This is a genomic window from Borreliella californiensis (genome assembly GCF_014205885.1).
Lineage (GTDB): Bacteria > Spirochaetota > Spirochaetia > Borreliales > Borreliaceae > Borreliella > Borreliella californiensis.
This window is the reverse complement of record NZ_JACHFB010000002.1, coordinates 176,590-188,900: the sequence shown is the minus strand read 5'-3', so window position 1 is coordinate 188,900 and position 12,311 is coordinate 176,590. Positions and strand designations below refer to the sequence as shown.

Annotated in this window: 10 protein-coding genes and 1 tRNA gene; 8 read left to right on the top strand and 3 right to left on the bottom strand. The window is 29.3% G+C overall.

The window, feature by feature from the left end; genetic code table 11:
- Window positions 1–39: 39 nt before the first annotated feature.
- Entirely contained in the window at window positions 40–1,545 is a 1,506-nt protein-coding gene (gene glpK, locus HNP67_RS03055; RefSeq protein WP_184124830.1) for a glycerol kinase GlpK, read from the top strand.
- A gap of 271 nt (window positions 1,546–1,816) precedes the next feature.
- Window positions 1,817–3,400: a glycerol-3-phosphate dehydrogenase/oxidase gene (locus HNP67_RS03050; RefSeq protein WP_184124828.1), complete on the top strand. Its 1,584-nt coding sequence runs from the start codon at window positions 1,817–1,819 to the stop codon at window positions 3,398–3,400.
- A 90-nt stretch (window positions 3,401–3,490) separates the two neighbouring features.
- Here HNP67_RS03050 and HNP67_RS03045 read toward each other — a convergent pair whose 3' ends face one another.
- From HNP67_RS03045 to HNP67_RS03035, 3 genes are read right to left on the bottom strand one after another with little or no spacing between them, the layout of a single operon-like run.
- Window positions 3,491–3,988, bottom strand: coding sequence for a DUF327 family protein (locus HNP67_RS03045; RefSeq protein WP_184124826.1), 498 nt, complete (start codon window positions 3,986–3,988; stop codon window positions 3,491–3,493).
- Window positions 3,975–4,529 (bottom strand): bactofilin family protein, encoded by a 555-nt coding sequence (locus tag HNP67_RS03040; protein ID WP_184124824.1) that lies wholly within the window; start codon window positions 4,527–4,529, stop codon window positions 3,975–3,977. Before HNP67_RS03040 ends, HNP67_RS03045 begins: the two co-directional genes overlap by 14 nt.
- Window positions 4,530–5,555 carry a M23 family metallopeptidase gene (locus HNP67_RS03035; RefSeq protein ID WP_184124822.1) on the bottom strand — a complete coding sequence of 342 codons (1,026 nt, stop codon included), beginning with the start codon at window positions 5,553–5,555 and terminating at the stop codon, window positions 4,530–4,532.
- Between the two features lie 197 nt (window positions 5,556–5,752).
- Here HNP67_RS03035 and rdgB point away from each other — a divergent pair, with 197 nt between their 5' ends.
- From rdgB to leuS, 6 genes are all read left to right on the top strand, one after another.
- Complete coding sequence (gene rdgB, locus HNP67_RS03030; RefSeq protein WP_184124820.1) at window positions 5,753–6,358, top strand: RdgB/HAM1 family non-canonical purine NTP pyrophosphatase; 606 nt, start codon at window positions 5,753–5,755, stop codon at window positions 6,356–6,358.
- A 119-nt stretch (window positions 6,359–6,477) separates the two neighbouring features.
- Window positions 6,478–8,250: an oligoendopeptidase F gene (gene pepF / locus HNP67_RS03025; RefSeq protein WP_184124818.1), complete on the top strand. Its 1,773-nt coding sequence runs from the start codon at window positions 6,478–6,480 to the stop codon at window positions 8,248–8,250.
- A gap of 13 nt (window positions 8,251–8,263) precedes the next feature.
- Window positions 8,264–8,968 carry a phosphatidylcholine synthase gene (gene pcsA / locus HNP67_RS03020; protein WP_184124816.1) on the top strand — a complete coding sequence of 235 codons (705 nt, stop codon included), beginning with the start codon at window positions 8,264–8,266 and terminating at the stop codon, window positions 8,966–8,968.
- Entirely contained in the window at window positions 8,965–9,579 is a 615-nt protein-coding gene (locus HNP67_RS03015) for a DedA family protein (RefSeq protein WP_184124814.1), read from the top strand. Before pcsA ends, HNP67_RS03015 begins: the two co-directional genes overlap by 4 nt.
- A gap of 20 nt (window positions 9,580–9,599) precedes the next feature.
- Window positions 9,600–9,683: transfer RNA gene (locus HNP67_RS03010), tRNA-Leu, on the top strand.
- Window positions 9,684–9,780: 97 nt separating this feature from the next.
- Window positions 9,781–12,303, top strand: coding sequence for a leucine--tRNA ligase (gene leuS / locus HNP67_RS03005; RefSeq protein WP_184124812.1), 2,523 nt, complete (start codon window positions 9,781–9,783; stop codon window positions 12,301–12,303).
- Window positions 12,304–12,311 lie beyond the last annotated feature (8 nt).

The following is a 12,311-nucleotide window of genomic DNA, read 5'->3' as shown; positions in this document are numbered from 1 at the left end:
AAAAGATATTTATCTTTATTAAAGCAAAAAGGAAAAATTATGAAATACATTTTATCTATTGATCAAGGTACTACTAGCTCTAGAGCAATGGTATTTGACAAAAATGCAAACATAAAAGGATTTGCTCAAAAAGAATTTACTCAAATTTATCCACAACCAAGTTGGGTGGAACATGACCCTACCGAAATATGGGGATCACAACTTGGAGTTATAACAGAAGCTATGGCAAATTCAAGAATTTTGCCAAATGAAGTTGATGCTATTGGGATAACTAATCAAAGAGAAACTACAGTTGTATGGGAAAAAATTACAGGAAAGCCTATCTATAATGCAATAGTATGGCAAGACAGAAGAACTGCAAAAATTTGTGACCAATTAAAAAACGAAGGAAAAGATAAAATTATTTTAGAAAAAACAGGCTTAGTACTAGATTCTTATTTTAGTGGAACAAAAATAATGTGGATCTTGGATAATGTAGAAGGTGCCAGACAAAAAGCTGAAAATGGTGAATTATGTTTTGGAACAATAGATACATGGCTATTGTGGAATCTAACTCAAAAAAAAGTACATGCAACTGACTACTCTAATGCTTCAAGAACATTATTATTAAACATTAAAACATTAAAGTGGGATGATGAACTTTTAAGCATATTAAATATTCCAAAAGCAATTTTGCCTGAAATTAAAGAAAGTTCTACAATATATGGAAAAACAGATAAATCACTATTTGGAGCAGAAATTTCTATTGCAGGAATTGCTGGAGATCAATTCGCAGCAACATTTGGACAAGCTTGTCTTAAAAAAGGCATGGCTAAAAACACTTATGGAACTGGTTGCTTTTTAACGGTCAATATAGGAAAAGAACCAATCATTAGTCATGACAAACTTTTAACTTCAATTGCCTGGGGAAGAAAAAAATCTGTAACTTATGTTCTTGAAGGAAGTGTTTTTATTGGCGGAGCCGTAGTTCAGTGGCTAAGAGATGGGCTTGAATTTTTCAGAAAAAGCTCAGATGCAGAAGCATTAGCAAGCTCTGTATCAGATAATGGGGGAGTTTATTTTGTGCCAGCATTTGTTGGGCTTGGTGCACCTCATTGGGATTCTTATGCAAGAGGAACAATCATCGGAATAACAAGAGGATCAACAAAAGCCCACATTACAAGAGCTGCTCTTGAGAGCATCGCATTTCAAAGCTTTGATATACTAAATACCATGAAAAAATCCATTTCTAACTTTGAAATTCAAGAATTAAGAGTAGACGGCGGAGCAAGTCAAAACAATCTATTAATGCAATTTCAAGCGGATCTTTTAGAATGCAAAGTTGTAAGACCCAAAATAACAGAAACAACCGCTCTTGGGGCTGCTTACCTTGCGGGACTTGCAACAGGTTATTGGCAAAGCGCTGAAGAAATCGTAAGCCTTTGGCAAGTAGATAAAATATTTGAACCTTCAATGCCCAAAAATCAAAAAGAAATGCTTCTTGAAAATTGGAACAAAGCAATTGAAAAATCAAAATCTTGGATACAGAATTCTAATAGTCTATAAAAGTTCAAAATAAGGCTTTGAAGATCATAACAAAAAATATACCGGTAACAAAATTATGCATAATTTATTTGATTTTTTAAAACTAAAACAATATCATTGGAGCAATACAAAAAATGATTAATAGTATATTAAATCTAAAGAAAAATCATAAAAAATTGAAAAATTTACCAAAGCAATTGGTCTATAGTGCTATTTAATAAAATTAGAACAAATGGTCCTTTCTAATTTCTTAAATCTAGTATTTAACTAAAAAGAAAAGGAATTAACCAACATGGAGGAATATTTAAATTTCATGAATAATAACAAAGAAACAAAATTAAAAGATCTTGAAAATCAAGAATTTGATCTTATAATAATTGGAGGAGGCGCAACAGGTCTTGGCATTGCAGTAGACGCAATTACAAGGGGATATAAAACAATACTTATAGAAAAATTTGATTATGCAAAAGGCACTTCCTCTAGATCAAGCAAATTAATTCACGGCGGAGTAAGATATTTAGCCCAATGGAATATTTCTTTAGTTAAAGAAGCTTTACACGAAAAAGCCATTCTTGAGAAAAATGCACCTCATTTAATTAACGAATGTGCACTTATCACTCCTATTTATAATGTTTTAGAAATACCTTATTATTATTTTGGATTAATTTATTACCACAATCTTATGGGTAAAGAAAAAACTAACAAACACAAAACTAAATTGTTATCCAAAACATCTATCATTGAGAAAGCTCCCAATATTAAAACAGAAGGCCTTAAATGCTCTGTTCTATATTACGACGATTCATTCGATGATGCTAGAATGGCAATAACATTGTTAAGAACTTTTACCGAGAAAGGAGGCATTGCCCTTAACTATACAGAACTTAAAAAATTCAATAAAAATAACGGAAAACTTTCAGGGGTTCTCATACAAAATAAATTGTCAAAAGAACAAATTTCATTAAAAAGCAAATGTATAATAAACGCAACAGGAATATTTTCAGATGAAATAAGAAAGCTAGATGATGAAAAAGTCTTAAACATCATCAAACCTTCCCAAGGTAGCCATTTAATAATCAAAAAAGACAAATTCCCCAAAAACCATGCAATATTAATACCTAAAACTAGTGATAATAGGATTTTATTTGCTATTCCTTGGTATGATAGTGTTGTTTGTGGAAGCACTGACATTCCAATAAAAGAGATACAAGAAGAACCCAAAAGACTTGACAAAGAGATTGACTTTATAATAAATAATTTAAACAGCTGTTTAAATATTAAAATAGAAAAATCTGATGTAAAAAGCGTATATACCGGAATAAGACCATTAATAATGGATCCAAAAGCTAAGGGGGACACTTCAAAAATCTCAAGAAATGAAAAAATCTTTATATCAGATTCAAATCTTATTACAATAGCAGGGGGTAAATATACTACATATAGAAAAATGGCAGAAAAAACCTTGCTTAAAGCTATAGAAAAAAATTTAATACCAAATTGCGCACCAACTACAGAAGATTTAAAGTTACACGGTTATCTTAAAAAAGAAGAGGCAATGAAAATTCCTGAACCTTTTAGAGCTTATGGCAGCGACTTTGAAATTCTAAAAAACATGGAGGGTTTTGATAAAAAGATACACGAAAACTTGGATTTAAATGAAGCTCAAATAGCTTTTTCAATTGAATTTGAGCAAGCCAAAACTATTGAGGATGTTTTAGCAAGAAGAACAAGATCGTTGCCTTTAAATCCTCAAGCTGCAATTGAGGCTGCTCCAAGAGTTGCTGAAATAATGATGAAAAAATTAAATAAATCTGAAGAGTGGAAAAATGAACAAATAAAAAGCTTTTTAGAAATAAGTAAAAAATATTTAATTTAAAATTAATTTAATTTTTACTATTAAACAAAGGGATTGTTTAACAATCCCTTTTAATTTAAAACTTAAAACATTAAAAGCCTTAAACCCAATTCACATTAGCAAATTCACAAGCAAACCTTGAATCTCTTCAATGCTATCTAAAAGTTTAATCTGAGTTATTTGATTTTGTAAAACAGAATAGGCAAGTCTGTCCAACTTATCGTTAATAATCTTAATAATTCTATACTTAGGACGCTTAGGATCTCCCAAACTTCCCCCTTTTTGTTCTTTCAAACAAACAGAAGATGATATAATAATGGATATGAATTCTGAAATAACTTTTTTGTAAAAAATCACATTTTGCCTGGAAGGCTCACTCAAAAGTCTCTCGCCAGTCTCATTAATTCCATCTAACATACTTTTGATTAAATCAAGATTAAATTCTCCATTTTCAAACAAAATAAAATGCTTATCCTCTTTAACACTTTCAGTCTGAAACACCGAAGAAAAAAAATTGTTCTTATCAAAAGACACCTTCTTATTACCACTTTTTTTATAATCTTTTGAGTTAAGATTTAATGCCCCAGCAATCAAATTATTTACTTTCATCTATTTTATTCACAATACTTGAAAAATATTTATCATCTTCACCTTCTAAAAGTTGAAAAGATTTTTTTTCTTCTTGGTGCTCCTTATTGATTTCAATTAAAAGATCTTCATTGACCTTGTAAGAACCAGTATAAAAAAATGTATTTCTTTCGGGAGCTCTAATATACTCAGCACCAATATCCATATATCCATCAATAATAGCACCCTCTTCAACTTCAATCGACTTACAAGAAATATTTCCAATAACACACCCTGATGCAAATATTTTAATCTTGCTTTTAGCATAAATATTGCCCACAACCATTCCAGAAATAACAAGCTCATTAGCATCAATACTAGATTTAACTCTACCACTCTCTCCAATAATTACTCTTTTAGTAGAACTAATAGTGCCCATAAAATCACCATCAAGCCGAATAAAATTATTTGAAACTAAGTCTCCTTTAAAAAAATCACCAACACCCACTATTGTTTTTATTTCATCAAAAATAAACAAAGACGGGGTTTTTCTTTCTTTCTTCACAGTCAAAAAATTTAACATCTATTTTGAAGCTCCTGTTGCTAAATTTAAATACATATCGGGATTAATAACTTGAGAACCTACACGAACCTCATAATGAACATGTGGGCCTGTTGCATAACCTGTCTGCCCCATAAATCCAATTATCTGTCCCTTTCTAACATAAGACCCTTTAGAAGTATTAAGGCGCGACATATGTGCATAAAGAGTAGCAAGTCCATACTTATGCTTAATTTGAACAAAATTGCCATAGCCTGCTGACTGATAACTTGCCCTAACAACCTCCCCATCAGCAGTTGCAACAATAGGAGTTCCAATTCTAACTCCCCCAAGATCTATACCTTTGTGAATATACCACTGCCTAGTAAAAGGCTCAATAGCAGGACCAAAATGCAAAGTAATAATTCCAGATCCACCAGCAAGAGGCCAAAGAGAAGGAATATCATTTAAAAGCTTGTCCTGAGCGTGCAAGACCTTAACTATACTTTTAAGAGGAGGAATTGAACTTTCTATTTTGCTTTTAATATTTTTAAGATCACTAAGCTCTTTTATTGAATTAGCTTCTAAAATTTGCAAATCAATAAAATCAGAAAGATCTCCATCTAGTTTATTCTTATTTAAATCAACACCATTAGAATTGATTTTTAAAGAAGTTTTAAGCTCATCTAAAACTTTAGAAAAATTTTTTGCAACAGAATTAATTTCTACAACCGTATTTCTAAAATCTTCAATCTCAGATTCTGCTAAAGAGTAATTTTTCTCTGTAGATTTAACAATTGATGAGAGAGTAACATAATTAACAGCAAGCAAAACAAACCCTATAAAACCACCTAAAAAAAAAGTAGAAAAGAAAAATAAAGTCAAAAAAGAAATTTTAATATTTTTTACATTCCCTTTAACATGGGGAATAACAATAAAACTAATATTTTGCTTAAAAAAAGAATGAATGACTTTAAGGGCTATAAACAAAGAATTATAAATGGCTAAAAAAACCTTTAAAATTCCTTTAAAACCCAAAATAATCTTTAATTTAATTCTTTTCTTCATAACAAACCTTACCAAAAATTACCATGCTCAAACAAAAACATTAAAAATATATTTTAATACCTTAGACAAAAATCCAAATTTTTCGATAAAAACCTGGTACACAAAAACACTTAACAAATACACAAAATTAAAGAGAATAATACTTAAAGCCAATATAATTATACAATTAAACTCATAAATACTTTATTATTATATAGATGAAAACACTATTTTTTGCAACAACAAATGAAAATAAAATAAATGAAGTAAAAAATATATTAGATATGCCTAATTTAAACTTAATAATCCCTCAAAATTTTAACATAAAAGAAACAGGAAAAACATTTAAAGAAAACTCTTTGCTTAAAGCAAAAGCACTGTTTGAAATTTTAAATAAAAATCAAAATGTTTTTGGAGAAGATTCTGGACTGTGCATTGAGGCACTAAACTTGGAACCTGGAATTTACTCTAAAAGATATGACACTTATAAGCTATGCAAAAAATTAACCCCTAATGAAAAAAATCAACTAATTTTAGACTTAATGAAAAATGAAATAAACAGAAAAGCATATTTTATATGCAACATAAGCTATATATCAAAAAATGGACAAATATTAAATTTTGAAGGAATTATTAAGGGAAAAATCGCACTAAGCTTAAATGAAAAGAACAGCTATGGATTTGGTTATGATTCAATATTTTTAACTAAAAATAATAAAAAACTTAGTGATCTAACACTTGAAGAAAAAAATAAAATATCCCATCGAGGAATAGCATTTTTAAAATTTAAGAAATTTTTATTAGAATCTTTATTCAACAGTTAATCTTAAAGGCTTTTTATATATAAAGTTTAGACTTTATTGTAAAATAAAAAGCACAATGTTTATAAAATTTCGAGTTATTATTTCTTTCAAAACAATAAAAAAAGGTAGGGGAGAATTTAGTGATAAATAGAAACGAAATCAATGAGAATGATAAATGGGATTTATCTTTTCTATTTGCAAATGAAAAAGAATATACAAAAGCAATCAATGCTATTGAAATTAAAACTGAAGAATTTAAAAAATATGAAAAACTGGAATTAAATTTTGATTTGTTTAGAGAAACTTTAAACAAATACTACGAAATCATGGAAGATTTAGAGAAAGTCTCTTACTATGCAATGCTTCAATTAGAAACAGATGTAACCAATAAAGATTCAAATAAAATATACTCTATATGTGTCAATTTAGCCACAAAAGTATCTAATACTACCTCATACTTCATGCCTAAAATACTAAAAACAGACGAAAAAAAAATTCAAGCTTGGATAAATAATCCAGAGCTTAAGGATAAAAAAATTGCAATTGAAAAAATACTAAGAGAAAAAAACCATATTTTAAGCGAACAAGAAGAAAAAATACTTGCTAACTATACCCCTCTTTACTCATCTTATCAAAACATATTCTCAGCATTAACAAATGCTGATATGGAATTTGGAGAAATCAATGAACAACCTTTAACCAATTCTACCTACACACTATTTCTACAAAATGAAAATCAAACAATACGAAAAGAAGCTTTTTTAAAATTTTATCAAAAATACAAAAATAATGAAAATACGCTTGCTAATCTTATTATTTCAGATTTTAAGAAAAGCCACTTTATTGCAAAGACAAGAAAGTTTCAAAATACTTTTTCAATGCAACTCTTTTCAAACAATATTGATAAAAAAGTTTATACAAATTTAATCGAAACTGTCAATGAAAATTTATCTGTGCTTAATGACTATTATGAGTTTAGGAAAAAAGTTTTAAACCAAGAATATATATATCACTACGATGTTTACGTACCATTAACAAAAGGAATAACATTTAAAAATTCGTTTGAAGAAGCTTGTGAAAAAATATTAAAATCTTTAGAGGTACTAGGAAATGAATATACAGAAATCTTAAGAAAAGGTCTTTTAAAAGAAAGATGGGTTGATAAATACGAGAATACTGGAAAAAGATCGGGAGCTTTTAGCGCTGGATCATACAATGGAAAACCTTATATACTTCTTAATTACAAAGACGAATCAATAAGAGATATGTTTACGCTTGCACACGAAGCAGGTCATTCGATGCACTCTTACTTTAGCATAAAAAACAACCCATTTCCGCACTATAACTATTCCATTTTTGAAGCAGAAATAGCATCAATAATTAACGAACAAATATTAGCAGAATATTTGCTTAAAAACGAATCCGATACTGAAAAAATAAAATATATCAAACTCTCACAAATTGACGACATGATTTCAACATTCTTTAGACAAACAATGTTTGCTGAATTTGAGTACATTATTCATGAAATGATTAGCAAAGAAGAACCTGTAGTAAAAGAAACACTAACAGAAACTTATATGAATTTGCTAAAAAAATACTTTGGACCTAGCCTAAAATTTGATGAATTAAGTCCCCTTGAATGCCTTAGAATCCCTCACTTTTATTCACCCTTTTATGTGTATCAATATGCTACAGGCATTGCAGCTGCTCTTTCAATATACAAAGACATTAAAGAAAATAAAAAAGATGCAGTAGAAAATTATATAAAATTTTTAAAAACAGGTGGCTCTAAATATCCACTAGATTCCTTAAATATTACCGGAGTAGATTTAACAAAAAAAGCAACAATAGAAAACACTATTAACATTTTCAAATGTAGACTTGAAGAGATAAAGAAAATATTCCAATAAAAGGAGATTTACTGTGAAAAATATCAATTTGATTTTAGCTTGGTTTGTACATATTTTTACAGCTTCTGGCTTGATTGTAGGACTTTACTCAATAATTTCAATTGTAAATAGTGATTATTCCCTTCTTTTAAAGCTAACAGTAATGGGGCTTATAATAGATGGAATTGACGGAACTATGGCAAGAAAATTTAAGGTTAAAGAATTGATACCTAAAATTGATGGCACTTTACTTGATAATATTACAGACTACATAAACTATACATTCATACCTGTTATATTTTTTTATTTAGGAGAATTTATTGAAGAAAAATATAAAGTCGTCATTTGCACCGGAATTTTGCTCTCATCAGCATACCAATTCTCAAGAACAGATGCAAAAACAAATGATAACTACTTTAGAGGGTTTCCTTCCCTATGGAATCTCTTTGTAATACTAAACATAATCTTTAAAATGGAACAAATAACAAATCTTATTACAATGTCAATATGTATTATAACAAGCTTTATACCAATAAAATTTATTTATCCATCAAAAACCAAAGAATTAAGAAAAATTACCATACCAATAACAATAATAAGTTGCCTAATATTTATTGTATCAATATTTTCAGAGCTATCCACAACAGCGTTAAAAATGGCAAAAACAGTTCTTATCCTTTACTTTGCATATTTAACTTTAGCAAGCATATATTTAACTTATAAAACAAGAAATAGATGACAAAAATGAATATAAACACAATAATAGAATATATTGATTCAAACATAGCTTATTCCCCAATAGTATTTTTTTCTTTGCTAATTTTAGCAGGGCTTAATGTTCCTATTTCTGAGGATGCAATAGTACTAATGGGTGGAATTTTATCTAGTCGAAAAAATGAATATACTATATTAATATTTTTAGGAATTTTTTGGGGAGCCTATATTGGGGACATAATATCTTTTTACATTGGGAAATTAATGGGAAATAAATTGTTTAAAAACAAAAAAGACAATAACCTGCTTGACAAAATAAATTACTATTATGGTCAATACGGAGTATTAACTTTATTTATAGGAAGATTTATACCCTTTGGAGTTAGAAACGCAATATTTATATCAGCAGGAATGGGAAATATGAAATCCAATCTATTTGTTGTTTCTGACTTTTTTGCAACTTTGCTCTCAATAATCGTTTATTTTACTCTAAGCTTTAAACTAGGACAATCATTTGAAATAATATTTTCAAAAATAAAAACAATTATATTTGCAATATTTATTACTGTAATAGCAACAACAATAATAATCTGCGCAATTAAAAAAAAGAAAAAAGTTGACAAAAATTTAAAATAAAAAATATAATGGTTAATAACGCTGTGGTGGTGGAAGTGGTAGACACGCTAGCTTGAGGGGCTAGTGGGCATAAGCCCGTGCTGGTTCAAGTCCAGTTCACAGCATCAAAATTATTATCAGCTTATTAAAAAAATTAACAAAAATGGGATCTAAAAGGATACTAAGGAATAAGTTGTTATAGATTAATTTTCAAGAGGACAAATGTCTAAATACGAATTCATAAAAATTGAAAAAAAATGGCAAGAATTTTGGGATAAGAATAAAACATACAAAGTAGAAGAAGATCCAAGTATTCCCAAAGAAAAAAGATTGTATATACTTGACATGTTCCCCTATCCTTCTGCCAACGGGCTTCATGTTGGACATCCAGAAGGATACACAGCCACTGATATATTTGGAAGATACAAGCTTTTAAATGGATTTCATGTACTTCACCCAATAGGATTTGATAGCTTTGGACTTCCTGCTGAAAATTACGCAATACAAACAGGAACTCACCCTCAAAAAAGTACAGAAGAAAATATTAATAAGTTTAAACAACAAATAAAAGCCTTGGGGTTTGCATATGATTGGGATAGAGAAATTAGAACACACGAGGAAAATTACTATAAATGGACACAGTGGATTTTCTTGCAATTATATAAAAAAGACCTGGCTTATGTAAAAGAAATGCCTGTATGGTACTGCCCCGAGCTTGGAACAGTACTAGCAAATGAAGAGATTATTCAAACTTCAGACGGACCAAAGTCTGAGAGAGGATTTTACAACGTCGAAAAAAAATATTTAAGACAATGGGTTTTAAAAATTACAAAGTATGCTGAAAGATTGCTAGACGATCTTGAAGAATTGGAATGGCCTGAATCTGTAAAAGAAATGCAGCGAAATTGGATTGGCAAATCAACAGGAGTTGAAATTGACTTTGAAATTGAGGGCCACAGTGATAAAATCAAAGTTTTTACAACAAGGCCAGACACAATCTTTGGCATCACATATTTAGTGATCGCACCAGAAAATAAACTAATAGAAAAAATAACAAAAAACGACTTTAAAAAAAATGTCCTAAAATATGTAAAACATGAAGAACTCAAAAGTGATCTTAAGAGAACCTCTCTTGAAAAAGACAAATCGGGAATTTTTACAGGCTCTTATGCATTTCACCCAATAACAAATGAAAAAATTCCAATTTGGGTTGGAAGCTACGTGCTAGGAGCTTACGGAACTGGGGCTGTAATGGGCGTTCCAGCACATGATGAAAGAGACTTTCAATTTGCTAAAAAGTATAAATTAAAAATTTTACCTGTGATATCAAAATCAGGGAAAAATGAAATATTAGAAAAAGCATTTATTAATGACGGAATTTCAATAAATTCTCCTAATGAATTTAATAATCTTAAAAATTCTGAAGTAAAAGACAAAGTAATAGATTGGCTTACTAAAAACAAAAAAGGGAAAGAAAAAGTTACCTACAAGCTTAGAGATTGGATTTTTTCAAGACAAAGATACTGGGGAGAGCCTATACCCATTTTGTTTGATAAGCTTGGAAACACAATACCTTTAGAGGAGAATGATCTTCCCTTAAAGCTTCCAGAAATTGCAAACTATAAACCTTCTAGAACAGGAGAATCTCCTTTGTCAAGAATGAAAGAGTGGGTAAACGTAAAAGAAATGGGTCTTACAAGAGAAACAAATACAATGCCTCAATGGGCAGGTTCTTGTTGGTATTATTTAAGATACCTAGACCCTAAAAATCCAAAAGAGTTTGCAAACAAAAAAAAAATTGAATATTGGATGCCGGTTGACCTCTACATAGGTGGAGCTGAACATACAGTATTGCACCTACTTTACTCAAGGTTTTGGCACAAAGTTCTTTATGATCTAGGATACGTAAATACCAAAGAACCTTTTAAAAAGCTAATAAATCAAGGCATAATAACGTCATTTTCTTATCAAAAAGAAAATGGGGTTTTAATACCTAACGACCAAGTTATAGAAAAAGACAATAAATTTTTTGACAAAAAAGACAACAAAGAAGTAACCCAAGTAATTGCCAAAATGTCAAAATCTTTAAAAAATGTAATAAACCCAGACGACATAATTAAAGAATTTGGAGCAGACTCAATGAGAATTTATGAAATGTTTATGGGACCACTAACAGATTCTAAACCTTGGAACACTAAAGGCATTATTGGTGTTTTTCGATTTTTAAACAAAATTTGGAACTTAAGAGAAAAAGAACTATCAAAAGACAATCCTCCAAAGGAAATAATATCTGAACTACATAAAGTAATAAAAAAAGTCACAAAAAACACAGAAAAACTAAATTTTAACACAGCAATATCCGCCATGATGATATTTATAAATGAACTTCTAAAGTATGAAAAAAATTATTTAAACATATTTAAACCGTTTATCATTATTATATCTCCCTATGCACCCCATTTAGCAGAAGAGTTGTGGGAATATATTGGAGAACTTCCGAGTTTATTCAAAAATTCAAAATGGCCAAAATTCGATGAAAGCCTTATTATTAAAGATAAAAAAGAAGTTGTTTTACAAATAAATGGAAAAATAAAAGACAAAATTTTACTAAACAAAGAGACAAACGAAGAAGAACTAAAAGAAATAGCAATGGAAAATATCAAAATAAAATCAAACTTATTCAATAAAAAAATAGTAAAAATAATTGTAATTAAAAACAAGCTTGTCAACATAGTGATAAAGTAAAAAAGAGG